Below are 19,940 nucleotides of genomic sequence, written 5' to 3' on the forward strand. Positions count from 1 at the left end.
ATAAGGATTAAAATAATGAAAAGATTTATATTCCCAATTTTTATTGCAATATTAATGCAGGCTTCGGTTACGGAAGCGCAGACTAGCTTTATACAAAGCCGCTATATAGATGCTCCTAGTAGTCCTTCATGCTCCGACTGCGACCCTGCTGTGGACGGCGTTACACACATACGTTTTGATCCTGAATCAGTAACATTGTCTAGTGATTCCAATAGAGATTTTATTACTTTCAAGGTGCAGATCAGGAGAATAGGAGGGAGTGGTAGTAATGTTGGATATATAGGCGGTGCTGGGTTTAGAGTAAGATATGATAATGAAGTATTTGGTGATACTCTGAACGATCCTGCTATAACCGAAGATGGTTCTGGTGGTTCTCAGTGCAGTTATCAGAGGTCTAGTTTTTTTGCTAGTAACCCGCTATATGATCTAACATTTAGAGACACGAACACTATTGAATTGAATATAAATGAGTTCAATGTACAAACAATATCGACTGCTTTTACTATTGGTTTAGCAGGAATCACAAATTTCTCCTTTTTAGGAGAGAGTTGGGAAGACCATATAACATTAACCTGTGAGATACCTTCTGGCGCAACTGACAATGAAGCAGGAGTCGGAATTTCTGGATCACAACCGCGTGGGATCTTTTATCTGAGGTTTAGCGAATTTGCGTCTGCAGAAATTGACACAGCATTTTTATTAGCTGACAACGATTTACGTGGCTTTAGGCTAGACGGTAAGACTTGGACAGAGGATTATGCTCGCTATGGCGATGGCACAGGAGTGCGCCTTAGGTTTTCAGAAGGCATACAAACGCAATTAAACACTCAAAATTTTGTTGTGTTAGATACTAGTGATGCGCCTTTAATGGTTGACGGTTCGACTGTAACCATATCAAGTGTTAACCATACGGCTGGCGAATCTTATGCTAATGTTGTGCTGAGTGCTCCGGTAAGTGGCGGTATATTGAGGCTTGTTAGTTCTTCTACGGCGATGAGTGTTGTTATGGATGCTCGTGGTGAAACATTGGCAGATGGCAATTTCCTTGCTTCGCTAGAATATGATGCAGATGCACCACGCGTTATTGTTGTTAGTGAGTCCATATCCACATTGACAATAGCAGAACAACAAATAGTAGATGCAGACAGCAGCAATAATTATTCGGTAAGAGTAATAACTTTTAGTTCGCCGATTAGTGTTGCCACTATAGACGAAGGAGATATATGTGTTACTGCAACCTCTGAAGGATCTTGCGTGACGGGAGATATACCTGCTGTTACTAACATTGATGGTGGTTCTGCAACCACGACTACGATGATAAGAGTGCTAATCAATGAAGGAGATGGTAAGACAGGGAGTAGCGAAGGATCGCTAGAGTTCATGCGCAATGCTATCCTGGGTGCCGATTATAGAATAGTTGAAGATTATCAACAGCGATTACGAGGTATTATTGATATAGCGGATACTCAACCACCCGAAATTGCAATTACCAAAGCTATTGCGACTGCTGACGATAATAATACGCTACAGTATACGATTACATTCACCGTAACAGCTGATGAACCTGTCCCAACACTAAATGATATAAATTCTTATACATTGCGACGCCTACTTACAGATGGAAATTCTGAGCCAATTACACCTGGCACCCAAAGTATCTCAGGCGACAACCGTCGAGCAATGCTCGAATATACTTACACATTTGCCGATGAAGATATGTTGCGCGGCACAGCTGGCTTCGTATTAGCAAGATCTTCAAACAATGCATTAGTTGACACCGGTGGCTTGAGTCCTGAAATTGGGCCAAATAGAGAACTAGATCCCAGTAATGATGATGCGGTAGCAGTAGAGCGTGCTGATACAAGCTTAAGGAGTCTGGTAGTGTCGGAAGGTACATTAAACCCAGACTTTAATAGCGAGACACTGTCCTACACAGTGTCGGTTGCCAATGCAACGCAAACGATAACGGTGACGCCGACGGCGAGCGATGCTGATGTGATAAGCATCACAGTAAATGGTGACGCAGTAGATAGTGATAACGCAAGTATTGCCATTGACTTAACCGGAGGAGGCAGTTGTGGTGACTGCCCAAGACAACACGAAGAGCACCTACACGATAGCGGTGCGTCAAGATCTTGATGCGGGGATTTCTTGTACTCAGAGCATACCAGATACTGATGGCGATGGTGTGTCAGCTGCTATGGATATAGATAAAGACGGTGATGGCCTGATAGAACTGTGTAGCTTAGAGGGGCTGGATGCGATACGCTATCAGTTGAACGGTAGCGGCTATCAAGCAGGTAGCAGAGCGGACATTATAACGACAGGTTGTCCTACTAGCGGATGTCGTGGTTACGAGTTGGTAAGGAATTTAGACTTTAAGAATACCGGCAGTTATGACAGTAGGAACATTAATACGGCATGGACTGCGGGTGAAGGATGGCTACCGATAGGCAGTGGCAATAGCGGTCAGCTATTCAATGCGGTATTTGAAGGCAACGGGCATACTATATCTAACTTAATGATAAATAGACCTTACAATAATAGGATAGGTTTATTCGGTGAGGCAACTTCTAATTCTACAATGACTAATATTGGTCTGTTAAATGTAGATAACACAGGAAGTAGTGTGGGCAGTTTAGTCGGCTGGAATTACGGTGATATAACGAACAGCTATGCGACAGGTGATGTGAGTGGGCAGGGTTTGGCAGGCGGTTTAGTCGGCTGGAATTACGGTGGTATAACGAACAGCTATACAACGGTTGGTGTGACGGGGAATGATGAGGTAGGCGGTTTAGTCGGTGCAAATAGGGGTAATATTGCGAACAGCTATGCGGCGGGTGATGTGACGAGCAGTGATAGAAGCTATGATGGGAATGTAGGCGGTTTAGTCGGCTCAAATAACGGTAGTATTACGAATAGCTATGCGACGGGTGATGTGATAACGGGCGGTGATAGAGGCTATGATACAGGTGTAGGCGGTTTAGTCGGACGCAATGGTTTTGAGAGTAGTATAACGAACAGTTATGCGACGGGTGATGTAATGACAGGCGGTGACAGAGGCTTCGATGCAGGTGTAGGCGGTTTAGTCGGCTGGAATTACGGTGGTATAACAAACAGCTATGCGACGGGTGATGTTACAGGGAACAGTCAGGTAGGCGGTTTAGTCGGCCAGAACGAGGGTGATATAACGAACAGCTACGCGAGGGGTAATGTTACAGGGAACAGCCGAATAGGCGGTTTAGTCGGACGCAATGGTTTTGAGAGTAATATAACGAATAGCTATGCGGCAGGTAATGTGAGTGGACAGAGTTTGACAGGCGGTTTAGTCGGCGAAAATAGAGGTGATATTACGAACAGTAGTCTTCAGAGCACTGAGGCACTGCAGTTGCCTACTGCGGCAACCGGCATATATAGCGAATGGAGTACTGCCCACTGGGATTTCGGTGATGAATCACAATACCCAGCCCTTAAATATACCAGAGGGTCCGTTGCCAACAGCCCGGCATGTGGTATCCCTGAAAACCCTGCCTGCGGTGCTTTATTGCCTAATCAATTCCCTGGTCAACAGCCGCGTTCTGATGCGAGCTTAAGGGCTTTAGCGGTATCAGAAGGAACATTGATGCCCGCTTTTATGAGCGATGAACAAACATACACACTGTCGGTTGTCAATCAGACGGAAACGATAATGGTGACCGCGACAGCAAATAATACTTCTGCAACTATCAAAGTGAATGGTGCCGCAGTGAATAGTAGTAGTGCAAGTAACATTGTCTTAACCGAAGGAGGTATTACGACGATAAGAGTGGAAGTGACCGCACAAGACGGCACCATAAATACCTATAAGATAGCAGTGCGTCGAGATCTTGATGTGCGCCCTTCTTGTACTCAGGACATAGCGGATACTGATGACGACGATGTGTCAGCTGCTATTGATATAGACAAAGATGGTGATGGTCTGATAGAACTGTGCGATTTAGAGAGTTTGGATGCGATCCGCCATCAGGTGAGAGGTAATGGCTATCAAGCGAGTAGCACTGCAACTCTGATAACTGCAGGCTGTCCTAGTGAGGGATGTCGTGGCTACGAGTTGGTTCGGAATTTAGACTTTACGGATACTGACAGTTATGACAGTGGAAGCATTAATACAGCATGGACCACGGGTGCAGGATGGATGCCGATTATTGGCAGAATCGGCCCTATCATTCAGCAATTCAATGCAGTATTTGAAGGCAACGGCCATACTATATCTAACTTAATGATAAATAGACCTGATGAGGATAATATAGGTTTATTCGCTCAGACAGCTTCTAATTCTGAAATTACTAATATTGGTCTGTTAGATGTAGTTATTACAGGAAATGATTTTGTAGGTGGTTTAGTCGGCTGGAGTGAAGAGAGAAGTAATATTACGAACAGCCATGCGACTGGTGATGTAACAGGCAACCAATTTGTAGGCGGTTTAGCCGGCTACAATTCTGGTGCTAGCATTATGAACAGCTATGCGATGAGTGATGTGACTGGGCGTGATTTTAGTGTGGGCGGTTTAGCCGGACTCAATGGAGGGAATATTACAAACAGCTATGCGATGGGTGATGTGACTGGGGTCAGTTTGGTAGGCGGTTTAGTCGGACTCAATATTGCCGGACTAGATGGCGGAGACAATGGAGGGAATATTGCGAACAGTTATGCGACGGGTGATGTTACAGGCAATGGCAGTATAGGTGGTTTAGTCGGCGACAATAGAAGGAATATTACGAACAGCTATGCAACAGGTAATGTGGCTGGACAGTCGAAGAATGTAGGCGGTTTAGTCGGCTGGAATGACATTGGTAGTATTACGAACAGCTATGCGATGGGTGATGTGACCGGGAATGATGATGTAGGCGGTTTGGTCGGCTGGAATGACGATGGAAGTAATATTACGAACAGCTATGCGACCGGTGATGTGACCGGCAATAATAATCAAGTAGGCGGTTTAGTCGGACGTAATGAAGGTAGGATTATAAACAGCTATGCGGCGAGTGATGTGACAGGAGATATTAATGTAGGTGGTTTAGCCGGACTCAATGAAGACGATGGTGGTGGTAGTGTCGGTCGTATTACGAACAGCTATGCAAGAGGTGATGTGACAGGGAACAGTCAGGTAGGCGGTTTAGTCGGGCGAAATCGAGGTCGTATTATAAACAGCTATACGGCGAGTGATGTAACAGGAGATATTAATGTAGGTAGTTTAGTCGGCTTAAATGAGTTTGGGAGTATAACAAACAGTAGCTTTCAGAGTACTGAGGCACTGCAGTTGCCTACTGCAGCAACCGGCATATATAGCGAATGGAGTACTGTCAACTGGGATTTTGGTGATGAGTTACAATACCCGGCATTGAAATATACTAGAGGATCCGATACCCGCAACTCGACATGCGGCATCCAGGGAAACCCTACCTGCGGTACTTTATTGCCTAATCAATTCCCTGGTCAACATCCGACTGCAGATGCGAGCTTAAGGGCTTTAATGGTATCGGAAGGAACACTGACGCCAACTTTTATAAACGATGAACAAGCATACACAGTGTCGGTTGTCAATCAAACAGAAACGATAACGGTGACCCCGACAGCGAATAATACTTCTGCAACTATCACAGTGGGTGGTGCCGCAGTGAATAGTGGTAGTGCAAGTCAGTTCATTGACCTAGCCGAAGTAGGTATTACGACGATAACAGTAAAAGTGACTGCGCAAGACGGCACCATAAATACCTATACGATAGCAGTGCGTCGAGATCTTGATGTGCGACCCTCTTGTACTCAGGGCATAGCAGATATTGACGGCGACGGTGTGTCAGCCGCTATTGATATAGATAAAGATGGTGATGGCCTGATAGAGCTGTGCGATTTAGAGAGTTTGGATGCGATACGCCATCAGGTGAGGGGTAGTGGCTATCAATCGAGTAGCACCGCATCCCTGATAACCGCAGGTTGTCCTAGCGAAGGATGTCGTGGCTACGAGTTGGTTCGGAATTTAGACTTTACGGATGCTGGCAGTTATGGCAGTGGAAGCATTAATAGAGCATGGACTACAGGTGCGGGATGGATGCCGATTATTGGCAGAATCGGCCCTATCAATCAGCGATTCAATGCGGTATTTGAAGGCAACGGCCATACTATATCTAACTTAATGGTAGATAGACCTGGTGATGATAATATAGGTCTATTCGCTCAGACAGCTTCTAATTCTAAAATTACTAATATTGTTCTGTTAAATGTAGTTGTCACAGGAGATGATAATGTGGGTAGCTTGGTCGGTTCCAATATTGGTGACATTACAAACAGCTATGCGACAGGTGATGTGACCGGGAATAATGATGTAGGCGATTTAGTCGGCCTCAATAATAGTCGTGACATTAGAAACAGTGGCTCTCAGAGTACTGAAGCGCTACAGTTGCCTACTACGGCAACTGGCATATATAGCGAATGGAGTACTGCTAACTGGGATTTTGGTAACTCATTGCAGTATCCAAGGCTTAAATATACAAGCGGTTCCGATGCCGGCAACCCGGCCTGCGGTATTCCCGGGCAACCTAGCTGTGGTACCTTATTGCCTAACCAACTTCCTATCAGTAGTGGTGCGAGCTTAAGTGCTTTGATGGTGTCGGAAGGCACATTAAGTCCAGACTTTAATAGCAATACACTAGACTATACAGTGTCGGTAGCCAATACAATAACCACGATCACGGTGACCCCAACGGCGAGTCATCCAAGCGCAACTATCACAGTGAATGGTGCCGCAGTGGATAGTGATAGTGCGAGTGATAACATTGCCTTAACTGAGGGAGGCATAACGAAGATAAGAGTAAAAGTGACCGCACAAAACGGCATCAGAAATACCTACACGATAGCAGTGTTCCGAGAGCTTGATACGAGCTTAATTGTACTCCCTTCTTGTACTCAGGACATAGCGGATACTGATAGCGATGATGTGTTAGCGGCTATCGATATAGATAAAGATGGTAATGGTCTAATAGAACTGTGTAGCTTAGAGGGACTGGATGCGATACGCCATCAGTTCGACGGTAGTGGCTATCGGGCGAGTAGCACTGGAACTATTATAATGACAGGTTGTCCTAGTGGTGGATGTCGTGGCTATGAATTGGTTCGGAGTTTAGATTTTGAAGATACTGACAGTTATGACAGTCAAAGCATTAATACGGCGTGGACTACGGAGGCAGGATGGATGCCAATAGGCAGTCAGGGCCGGCGATTCGATGCGGCATTTGAAGGCAACGGACATACTATATCTAACTTAATGATAGATAGACTTGGTGGTCGTAGCATAGGTTTATTCAGTGCGACAGGCATTGATTCTAAGATTACTAATATTGGTCTGTTAAGTGTAATTGTCACAGGATCTGATAGTGTGGGCAGTTTAGTTGGATTCAATGGCGGTAGCATTACGAACAGCTATGCGACGGGTGATGTGAGTGGGTTTTTTGAGGTAGGCGGTTTAGTCGGCCGGAATCTAGGTGGCAGTATAGCGAACAGCTATGCGACGGCTGATGTGAGAGGACAGTATGAGACTATAGGCGGTTTAGTCGGCTTCAATGGCGGTAGTATTACGAACAGCTATGCGACAGCTGATGTGAGTGGACAGTATGAGAATATAGGCGGTTTAGTCGGCTGGAACGATGGGGATATAACGAACAGTTATACGACGGGTGATGTGATGGGATATTTCCAGATAGGCAGTTTAGTCGGCCGGAATCTAGGTGGCAGTATAGCGAACAGCTATGCGACAGCTGATATAACTAGGTTTGGAGAGGTAGGTGGTTTAGTCGGAAGCAATCAAGGGAATACTACGAACAGTAGTATTCAGAGTACTGAAGCACTGCAGTTGCCTACTACGACAATCGACATATATAGCGAATGGAGTACTGCCAACTGGGATTTCGGTAATTCATTGCAATATCCAACGCTTAAATATGCAGCAGATTCCGATCCCAACAACCCAGCATGCGGTAATGCTAGGCAACCTATCTGCGGTACTTTATTACCTAATCAAATCCCTATCAGTGGCGATGCGAGCTTAAGTGCATTGACGGTGTCGGCAGGCACACTAAGCCCAGCCTTTAGGAGCAATACTCTAGACTACGCAGTTGAAGTTGCTAATGCCACACAAACGATAACGGTAACGCCGTCAAGCGACGCCAATGCGATTGAAATCACAGTAAATAGTATGGTAGTAGATAGTGGCACTACAAGTGATGCGATTGCATTAGTAAAAGGTGGTGACACAGTAATTACGATAGAAGTGACCGCTCAGGATAGAACGACGAATACCTATGTAGTAACGGTGAGCCGAGCGGAGAATGTTGATGCGGTGGTGAACTTAAGTGCATTGATGGTGTCGGCAGGCACACTAAGCCCAGCCTTTGATAGTGAGACGCTGTCCTACACAGTATCGGTTGCCAATGCTACGCAAACGATAACGGTGACGCCGACGGTGAGCGATACTAATGTGATAAGCATCACGGTCAATGGTGAGACAGTAGACAGTGGCAGTACAAGTACCATTGTATTAACCGAAGGAAGCACAACGACAATTACTATCGTAGTGACCGCACAGGACAACACGAAGAACACCTACACGATAGAAGTGTTCCGAGCCCCGAGCACTGATTTGAGCTTAAGTGTATTGCCCTCTTGCACTCAAGACATAGCAGATACTGATGACGATGGTATACCAGCTGCTATGGATATAGATAAAGACGGTGATGGTCTGATAGAACTATGTAGCTTAGAAGGATTGGATGCGATACGCTATCAGCTGGATGGTAGCGGCTATCAAGCAAGTAGCATTGCAACCCTCATAACGACAGGTTGCCCGGATGATGGATGTTCTGGCTATGAACTGGTTAGAAGTTTAGACTTTGAGGATACTGATAGTTACGATAACGGGGTAATTAATACGGCATGGACAACTGGGACAGGTTGGCAGCCGATAGGTAGTATATTAGAGCCTTTTAGTGGTACATTTGTTGCGAATACTGCGAACAATAGTGACATAACTATTTCCAATTTAATGATCAATAGACCTAATGAGGATTACATTGGTCTGTTTGCTGCAACCAATGGCAGTAGCATGACGATGCTCAGTGGAATTATCGGCATTCGTTTATTAGAAGTAGACATTAAAGGTCGATTTGCAGTGGGTGGCATTACAGGTGAAAGTGGAATTTTTGCTTATATTGTCAATAGTTCAGTGGAAGGTCATGTGGCGGGTAGCGATGCCTGGGTCGGCGGCCTGGTTGGTGCGCATTACGGTTCCATTATCAACGGTTATGCGAAAGGTGTTGTTAAAGGACATACCAGTGTCGGTGGTTTAGTCGGCTATAGTTTCGGTCCGATTAGCAACAGCTATGCGGTGGTTGATGTAGAGGCAAAGGCTTTTAGTGGTGGCTTGGTGGGTTATAACCAGAACCGAGAGTTGCCTGGGACTAACGATGCCGGTGGCAGAATCACCAATAGCTATGCAAGTGGTAGCGTGCATGGTGGCTTTAATGTCGGCGGTTTAGTCGGCTACAACGATAAAGGTATCCTCACTGATGTGTATGCCAATGGCAATGTAGTAGGCAGTGAGAATGTCGGTGGTTTGGTCGGCTACAACGATGCCGAGGGGCAAATTAGAAACAGTTATGCTACTGGTACTGCTGTTGGTAGCGATGTTGTCGGTGGGTTAGTGGGCTATAACGATATCAATGCGACTATTAGCAACAGTTATTGGGATAGCGATGCGAGTAGTATAGAGGCTAGTGCCGGTGGCATACCTAGGACTACAACAGCACTTCAGTCATCTGCACCAACTGGAAGCATCTATGTGGGTTGGTCGGCAAGTAACTGGGACTTTGGTTCTCAAGTGTCACCTAAATATCCGACGCTCAAATATACGCGTGGTAATTTTAGCAGCTTGTTCGGCTATGATGCTGACATCTACGGCTATCCAACCTGCCAGGGCTTCTTTGCTGTGGTGCTACCGAATTGTGGTGTCGCCTTGCCTGATCAGACACAGCGTAGCAGTCAAGAGCAGCCTGCACTAGGAGCGCTGACTTTGTCAGCCGGTGTCTTGGAGCCACCTTTTGATCCGACGAAAACCTATTATGAAATATTCGACATCCCCGTAGGTCAATCTGAGGTAACTCTGTCGGCGACAGCGAACAGCAGTAGTGCGACGATTACCATCAATAGACAATCAATCTCACAAGCAACGATACCACTGAATGCTATCGGAGCAACGACAGAGACCGGCGTCAACATTGCATTAACATTGGCGGATAAAAGCACCCACTATACGATAGTGCGCCCGCCGCAACCAGTATTGAGTGGGCAACCCACTGCACCGTGTGGCTTGGATGATATAGATAGAGACGACGACGGTCTAATAGAGATTTGCGATATAGAAGGATTGTATATGATGCGTTATCAGTTGGACGGTAGCGGTTATACAACCAACCCTTACACGAATAAAATAACCGCTGGGTGCGATGCTGTCGGTGGTTGCAGAGGCTATGAATTAGTCCGCAATTTAGATTTTAACAATACTACTCATTATAGAGATAGTAGCAATCAGGCAATATGGACTGTAGACAGCGATGATATAACTGATAGAGGTTGGCGTCCGATAGGCCATCCGACCCGCCCTTTTACTGCCATATTCATCGGCAACGGTTATACCATTTCTAATTTGGCAATCAACAGAAGTGATGCCAACTATGTCGGATTATTCGGTGATATAGCTAGCGATGCCGAGATAGGCGGTGTTGGTTTATCAGATGTTGATGTGCGAGGTGGATTTGTAGTTGGAGCTTTGGTCGCTCGCAATAGCGGTGGCACCATAGAGCATAGCTATATAGATGGCGATGTGTTAGGGCGCGACATGATGGTTGGCGGATTAGTGGGCAGTCACCTAGGACGCATCAATAACAGTTATGCGAGTGGGACAGTTTCAGGGAATACACAGGCTGGTGGCTTGGTCGGTAGTATTTTTATAACGAGTGCTGAGAGTACCAATAGTGTCGGCACGATTATCAACAGTTATGCAATTAACGATGTGGAAGGACAGTATTTCGTTGGCGGCTTAGTGGGTAGTAATAGCGGCAGCGGCTTGCTAAGCAACAGCTATGCTACTGGTAGTGTCAGAGGCATTTATAACATCGGTGGTTTGACCGGCTTAAATATCGGCAACATTGAAAATAGTTATGCCAGAGGTAATGTGGATGGCAGCAATGCCTGGATTGGTGGCTTAGTTGGCGAGAACCGAGGATCTATTGAAAACAACTATGTCAGTGGTGCGGTGTCTGGAGATAGAATGACTGGTGGATTAGCTGGTGCTAATAGCGGAACTATCACTAACAGCTACTGGGATATAGATACAAGCATGCAAACGACCAGTGCCGGCGGCCGTGGTTTAACGACCAACGAACTGCAAACATCCGATTTGCTTGATGGATGGTCACCAGAGCAGTGGGATGTTGCCGCCGGGCGATATCCAGTCCTAAAATATACAGCCGGCGATGACAATGAGAACCCGGCCTGTGACGATGAAGTAGAAACTGATCTACCACCTTGTGGGGTCGTATTGTCTGCACAAATTCCTGGTCTTTTGGATAGTCTCATCGTATCCGATGGTCTATTGACACCTGAGTTTGACCCACAGATACTTACCTATGGTGTGGCAGTCGATGCGGCTGTAGATTCAATAGAACTGCAAGCAACCGCGGTAGATAGTCTTATTACCATTCGTATTGATGAATCAGCGGAAGCATCAACAAATACCAATAGCATAAGTCAGACCATTCCCATCGTAGATGATGGCACTGAGATTACAGTTGAAGTGTTGGCACAAAACGAAATTACGGCGAGCACCTACACGATAGCCGTGACCCGTCTAGCGGCACCGCTGAGTAGCGATGCGAGCTTAAGTGCATTGGTGTTATCGGCAGGCACATTAAATCCAGACTTTGATAGTGAGACACTAGATTACACAGTGAGCGTTGCCAATGCGATAGACGCGATAACGGTCGCACCGACAGCAACTAATGCTAATGCAACTATCACGGTAGATGGTGAGGGAGTAGAGAGTGGCAGTGCAAGTAGTGCCATTGCATTAGCCGAAGGTGATGTCACCATGATTACGGTCGTGGTGACCGCACAGGATGACACGAAGAGCACCTACGCGATAGCAGTGACCCGAGCACCAAGACCCAGTGTGAGCTTAAGTGCATTGCCCACTTGTACTCAGGACATACCGGATACTGATGACGATGGTATACCAGCGGCTATGGATATAGATAAAGACAACGATGGTCTGATAGAACTATGCTCCTTAGAAGGATTGGATGCGATACGCCATCAGTTGGACGGTAGTGGCTACCAGGCGAGTAGCACTACAACCCGCATAATGACAGGTTGCCCGGATGATGGATGTTCCGGCTATGAACTGGTTAAAAGTTTAGATTTTGAGGATGCTGAAAGTTATGACAGTAGGAGCATTAATACGGCATGGACTACGGGTGAAGGATGGCTACCAATAGGCGAGGAAGGTGACGGTTTCAATTCGATATTTGAAGGCAATAGCAATACTGTATCTAACTTAATGATAGATAGACCTGATGATGACGGTATAGGTTTCTTCGCTGAGACTACTAATTCTAAAATTACTAATATCGGCCTGTTAAATGTAGTTATCACAGGAGATGCTAATGTAGGTAGCTTAGTCGGTACCAATTATAGTGATATAGCGAACAGCTATGCGACTGGTGATGTGACAGGCGATGAAGAGGTAGGCGGTTTAGTCGGCCACAATAATGGTGGTGATATAACGAACAGCTATGCGACTGGTGATGTGACAGGCAATGAAGATGTAGGCGGTTTAGTCGGCTACAATTTTGGTAGTATAACGAACAGCTATGCGACAGGCGATGTTACTGGGAATGAAAATGTAGGCGGTTTAGTCGGCTGGAACGAGGGTGCTATAACGAACAGCTATGCGACGGGTGGTGCGACAGGCGATAAAGAGGTAGGCGGTTTAGTCGGCACTAATGAGTTTAGTAGCAGTATAACGAACAGCTATGCGACTGGTGAGGTGACGGGCAATGAAGATGTAGGCGGTTTAGTCGGCGACAATGAAGGTAGTATTACGAATAGCTATGCGATTGGTAATGTGACAGGCGATGAAGAGGTAGGCGATTTAGTCGGCGACAATGAAGGTAGTATTACGCGTAGTAGTCCTCAGAGCACTGAGGCACTGCAGGCACCTACTACGGCAACCGGCATATATAGCGAATGGAGTATTGCCAATTGGGATTTTGGTAATTCATTGCAATACCCGGTGCTTAAATATACAAGAGGTCCTGATGAAAACAATCCGGCCTGTGGTATATCCGGACAACCTAACTGTGGCACTTTATTGCCTAGTTTTGACGCCAACTTAAGTGACTTGATGGTATCGGCAGGCACATTAAGTCAACCCTTTAGTAGTGACATACAAGACTACACAGTGATAGTTGCCAATTCGACGAGAACGATAACAGTGACCCCGGCAGCGAAACATCCGAGAGCAACTATCATAGTAAATATTGAGACAGTGGCTAGTGGTCGCGCAAGTGGAGACATTGACTTAGCCGAAGGAAGCACAACGACGATTACAGTCGTAGTGACTGCACAAGACGGAATTACGGCGAGCACCTACACGATAGCCGTGACCCGTCTAGCGGCACCGCTGAGTAGCGACGCAAGTTTAAGTGCATTGGTGTTATCGGCAGGCACATTAGCACCAGGCTTTAATAGCAATATACTAGACTACACAGTGTCAGTAGCAAATACGACGGCAACGATAACGGTCACACCGACGGCGAGGCATCCTGCTACAACTATCACGGTGAATGATGCAGCAGTAGATAGTGGCAATCCAAGTAATGCTATTGCCTTAACCGAAGGTAATGTCACCATGATTACGATCGTAGTGACCGCCCAGGATGACACGAAGAGCACCTATGCGATAGCAGTGACCCGTCTAGCGGCACCGCTGAGTCGTGATGCAAGCTTAAGTGCATTGGTGTTATCGGCAGGCACATTAAATCCAGACTTTGATAGTGAGACACTAGATTACACAGTGAGTGTTGCCAATGCGATAGACACGATAACGGTCGCACCGACAGCAACTAATGCTAATGCAACTATCACGGTGAATGATGCAGCAGTAGATAGTGGCAATCCAAGTAATGCTATTACCTTAACCGAAGGTGATATCACCACGATTATAGTCGTGGTGACCGCACAAGACAACGAAATGATAAATACCTATACGATAGCAGTGTTCCGAGAGCTTGATACGAGCTTAATTGTACTGCCCTCTTGTACTCAGGACATAGCGGATACTGATAACGATGGTATACCAGCCGCTATGGATATAGATAAAGACGGTGATGGTCTGATAGAACTGTGTAGCTTAGAAGGATTGGATGCGATACGCCATCAGCTGGATGGTCGCGGCTATCGAGCAAGTAGCACCGCAACCCTGATAACGACAGGTTGCCCTGATGATAGCTGTCGTGGCTACGAGCTGGTTCGGAGTTTAGACTTTGAAGAGGTTAACAGTTATGGTAGTGGGCGCATTAATACAGCATGGACGACGGCTGAAGGATGGATGCCGATAGGCAGTGAAGATCAACCATTCAGTGCAGTATTTGAAGGCAACGACCATACAATATCTAATCTAATGATAGATAGACATGCTGATAATATAGGTTTATTCGGTCAAACAGCTAACAATTCTCAGATTACTAATATTGGTTTGTTAAATGTAGATGTTACAGGGCGTGATCAGGTAGGCGGTTTAGTCGGCATAAACGAGGGTGATATAACGAAAAGCCATGCGACGGGTGATGTGACGGGCTGGAGTATTATAGGCGGTTTAGTCGGCAGGAACGGTGACTTCAATGGTGATGGTAGTATAACGAACAGCTATGCGACGGGTGATGTGACAGGCTCTTTTTTTAATGTAGGCGGTTTAGTCGGCTGGAATAACGACGGTGGTAGTATAACGAACAGCTATGCGACAGGTGATGTAACGGGCGGTGTTGTAGGCGGTTTAGTCGGCAGTAACGAGGGCGATATAACGAGCAGCTATGCGATAGGTGATGTGACTGGGGATGATGATGTAGGCGGCGGTAAAGTCGGCAGGGGGGATATTGATGTAGGCGGTTTAGCCGGCAGTAACGAGGGCGATATTACGAACAGCCATGCGACGGGTGATGTGAATGGGCTTCATAATGTAGGCGGTTTAGTCGGCGACAATGAAGATGGTAGTATAACGAAAAGCTATGCGACGGGTGCTGTGACAGGCGATTCTTATGTAGGCGGTTTAGTCGGCAATAACGGTGACTTCAATGGTGATGGTAGTATAACGAACAGCTATGCGACAGGTGATGTGCAAGGGCGGAGTCGGGTAGGCGGTTTAGTCGGCAACAATCATGGTAGTATAACGAACAGCTATGCGACAGGTGCTGTGACTGAGACTGGTGGCGAGGTAGGCGGTTTAGTCGGCAATAATGATGGTAGTATAACGAACAGCTATGCGACAGGTGATGTGACAGGCGATTCTTCTGTAGGCGGTTTAGCCGGCGACAATGGTGGTAGTATAACGAACAGCTATGCGACAGGTGATGTGACTGGGGATGATAATAGTGTAGGCGGTTTAGCCGGCGGCAATGTTAATGGTAGTATAACGAACAGCTATGCGACAGGTGATGTGCAAGGGCGGAGTCAGGTAGGCGGTTTAGTCGGTAACAATAATAATGGTGGTAGTATAACGAACAGCTATGCGACAGATGCTGTGACAGGCAGTTTTTATGTAGGCGGTTTAGTCGGCTCAAATTGGGGTGGTAGTATAACGAACAGCTATGCGATGGGTGATGCGCAAGGGCAGAGTCAGGTAGGCGGTTTAGTCGGTTCAAATTGGAGGAGTAGTATAACGAACAGCTATGCGACGGGTGCTGCGATTGGGGATGATGATGTAGGCGGTTTAGTCGGTGAAAATAATAATGGTGGTAGTATAACGAACAGCTATGCGACGGGTGCTGCGACTGGGGATGATGGTGTAGGCGGTTTAGTCGGCCGGAATAACGACGGTGGTAGTATAACGAACAGTAGCCCTCAAAGTACTGAAGCACTGCAGGCACCCACTGAGGCAACTGGCATATATAGCGAATGGAGTATTGCCAACTGGGATTTCGGTACTGCATTGCAATATCCAAGGCTTAAATATGCTACAGGTCCCGATGCCAACAATCCGGCATGTGGCAATGCTGGGCAACCTCGCTGTGGCACTTCATTGCCTAATCAAATTCCTATCAGTAGTGGTGCGAGCTTAAGTGACTTAACCCTAACGGATAGGGTGGGTGGGACTCTAGTCTTAATAAAGCCAGATACTTTTGACGAGAATACATTTGAGTATACTGCACGTGTGCTACATACGGTATCGACGCTTACAGTGGTGGTATTGGCGACTGATAATGAGAATGCAACGATTAGAGTAGGCGGAACTGAAGTGTTAAGTGGTGTAGAGATTGATGTGGGATTAGCTGAAGCAGGAACTTCAACGGATATAGAAATAGTAGTGACTGCGCAGGATGGAATTACCACGAGGACCTATACGGTAACCGTGAATCGTGCTGCAACGCCGGCAGATAATGATGCAACACTGTTTCATTTAGCACTGTTGGCAAATGGCGAAGCGCTAAACTTGGGCTTTGATAGCAGCGTGACGACTTATACGGTGAATGTAGCCAGTACGGTAGATGATTTAGAAGTGGTCCCAGTGGCAAACGATAATCTCAATGCGAGAATTGAGGTAAATGGCGTGGGCGTGGTTAGTAATCTCCCAACGAGCATTACCTTAATCGAAGGTGAGACGACGACGATTACAGTCATGGTGACCGCCCAAGACGGAAGTAGGACGGAAACCTACACGATAGCAGTGCGTCCTGTTGCCGGCATCCGTGTTCGGGTTAAAGTCTTCCTAGAAGGGCCACTACGCTAGACCTGTAGCAACGGTTTTAGGGAGTTTCCGTCAGAATAGATCTGCGACTAAGCGATCTACCTTTACCGCATTTTTTATGCATCGCCTGACCTGTCGTGGCATCGTACAGTAGCAACGGTTTTAGGGAGTTCTAATCAGAAGAGGTCTGCTATTAAGCGGTCTACCTTTGCCGCATGTTTTATGCATCGGCTGGCCATAGCGAAGAGTGGTGTCGGCGCCAATATCGTCTATCGCTAGAGCGATACGATTTTAGATCAAAGTTATGCTGCGCTGGGAAGTCAAAAATTAATGCGCCGCTGAGTGCAGTATCCAATACTTGAATACCTCGGCTATAGTAACGAGCGATAATATCAGGCTTGGGCAATGCATAACGGTTGCCATAACTGCACTAAATAAGCCGAATCTAAATATATCTGTCGTGGCATTGTACGTGCCAGATACACAGTAACTATTGTGCTGTATAATAAAAATCTCATTAAAAAAACGACTTCATGGGTGGTTTGGAAAGCCTGTTCAACAGTGAGTCACATACAAATATAAAGAATGAATCGTAGCGAACCATAATGGATGATACATTGAAATCTTTTGGGATAGTTTTGGTACTTGCATTAATGTTGTGGCAACCTGCGGTTGCTCAACAAACTGCGTTGCCTCTGTGTGCATAGTTTATCGAAAAAATGTTTCTGGCACTATACAATCTCATCCACGCTACGGCCCTGAAAAAGAAGAAAAGTAATCATCAATAATAACTATTAATTGTATTTAGGGAGAAACTAAAAATGAGAATAATAAATTATTCCATTGGATTAATACTACTGGTATTACTGGTTCAAAGCAGTGCTTATGGCCAATTTACATTTGTTCCGAGCCGTTTCCAATATGATGCCAGCCCCTTTTGCTCTTCGTGTAATCCTGAGGATGGTATATTACATTGGTATTTTGATTTAGATTCAATTCGCATAATAGATGCCACAGAAAGCGAATCGGCTAAATTTCAAATTACTATCCAAAATAGATTTTCTCGTACAGTTTCTACTAGTGCTTTAAACCAGCGAGTAGAGGCGCTTAGTATGGCGATTTCTTCTAACATAGATGCCTTTGCTGACTTAGAAAATTCATGTGAAGTAGAATTCTCATCAAATTTCTTGTCAGTGAGCGATGGAGGTCGACTAAATAATTCATATAGTGTCATTATAAGCAATGCATTCTTTGGTGGTAATGCATCAGCAATCAGTATCAATATGCTTGCCGCCGACTTCTTTAATCTGTTTCGAACGCCTTTTGTTGATAGAGACCAAATAGTATCTGTTGGTGCTAGACCTCAGGATACTTATACCCTAATATGTGATATTGAAAATACTGACCAAGAAGCAGGCTTTGCATTTAATGCCTCTGTTGTTTTTGAGGGGAGTTCATTTCGGTTATATACAGACCCATTTTCTAATGCTTTTGATGATGTTATTCAGAGGCCAGCGTCACAATTAGCTGACAACGATTTACGTGGCTTTAGGCTAGACGGTAAGACTTGGGCAAAGGATTATGCTCGCTATGGCGATGGCACAGGAGTGCGCCTTAGATTTTCAGAAGGTATACAAACGCAATTAAACACTCAAAATTTTGTTGTGTTAGATACTAGTGATGCACCTTTAGTGATTGACGGTTCGACTGTAACCATAGCAAGTGTTGAGCATATAGCTGATGAATCTTATGCTAATGTTGTGCTTAGTTCTGCAGTGAGTGGCGGTATATTAAGGCTTGTTTCTACGGCGACAAATGTTGTTATCGATGCTCGTGGTGAAACATTGGCAAATGACAATTTCCTTGCTTCACTAGAATATGATGCAGATGCACCCCGCGTTATTGTTGTTAGCGAGCCCATATCCACATTGACAACAGCAGAACAACAAATAGTAGATGCAGACAGCAGCAATAATTATTCGGTAAGAGCAATAACTTTTAGCTCACCAATTAGTGTTGCCACTATAGACGAAGGAGATATATGTGTTACCGCAACCCCTAATGGATCTTGCGTGACAGGAGATACACCTGCTGTTGCTAACATTGATGGTGGTTCTGAACCCATGACTACGACCATAAGAGTGCTAATCAATGAAGGGGATGGTAAGACAGAGATTAGCGGAGGATCACTAGAGTTTAGGCGCAATGCTATCCTGGGTGCCGACTATAGAGTAGTTGAAGATTATCAACAGCCATTACGAGGTATTATTGATATAGCAGATACTCAACCACCAGTCATTGCAATTACCGGAGCTGAAGCGACTGCTGATGATAATAATCTGCTACTGTATACGATTACATTCACCGTAACAGCTGATGAACCTGTCCCAACACTAAATGATATAGACTCTTATACATTGCTGCGCCTACTTACAGATGGAAGTGTTACTGTAGAAATTACACCTGCTACTCAAAGTATCTCAGGCAACGACCGTCGAGCAATGCTCGAATATACTTACACATTTGCCGATGAAGATGCGTTGCGCAATACAGCTGGCTTCGTGTTGGCACGGTCTTCAGACACTACATTAGTTGATACCGGTGGCTTGAGTCCTGAAATTGGGCCAAATGGAGGACTAGATCCCAGTAATGATGATGCGGTAGCAGTAGAGCGTGCTGATACAAGCTTAAGGAATTTGGTAGTGTCGGAAGGTACATTAAACCCAGACTTTAATAGCAAGACACTGTCCTACACAGTGTCAGTAGCAAATATGACGACAATGATAACGGTGATGCCGACGGCGAGCGATGCTGATGTGATAAGCATCACAGTAAATGGTGACGCAGTAGATAGTGATAACGCAAGTATTGCCATTGACTTAACCGGAGGAGG

At 45.7% G+C, this 19,940-nt stretch carries 4 protein-coding genes; 3 read left to right on the forward strand and 1 reads right to left on the reverse strand.

What is annotated here, in order from left to right; genetic code table 11:
- Positions 1-15 precede the first annotated feature (15 nt).
- Positions 16-2,139: a cadherin-like beta sandwich domain-containing protein gene (locus GDA45_07445; protein MBC6414694.1), complete on the forward strand. Its 2,124-nt coding sequence runs from the start codon at positions 16-18 to the stop codon at positions 2,137-2,139.
- The gene (locus GDA45_07450; GenBank protein MBC6414695.1) at positions 2,078-17,089 is read left to right on the forward strand and encodes a cadherin-like beta sandwich domain-containing protein; all 15,012 of its coding nucleotides are present in this window, start codon (positions 2,078-2,080) and stop codon (positions 17,087-17,089) included. Before GDA45_07445 ends, GDA45_07450 begins: the two co-directional genes overlap by 62 nt.
- Positions 17,090-17,267: 178 nt before the next feature.
- On the opposite strand, the gene GDA45_07455 is transcribed toward GDA45_07450, so the two are convergent.
- Complete coding sequence (locus tag GDA45_07455) at positions 17,268-17,453, reverse strand: hypothetical protein (protein MBC6414696.1); 186 nt, start codon at positions 17,451-17,453, stop codon at positions 17,268-17,270.
- 415 nt (positions 17,454-17,868) lie between these two features.
- On the opposite strand from GDA45_07455, the gene GDA45_07460 reads away from it, so the two are divergent.
- Positions 17,869-19,940 (forward strand): cadherin-like beta sandwich domain-containing protein (locus tag GDA45_07460; GenBank protein ID MBC6414697.1); only part of this gene is annotated, 2,072 nt, incomplete at its 3' end.

It is taken from the genome of Chromatiales bacterium (assembly GCA_014323925.1).
Classification (GTDB): domain Bacteria; phylum Pseudomonadota; class Gammaproteobacteria; order Poriferisulfidales; family Oxydemutatoraceae; genus SP5GCR1.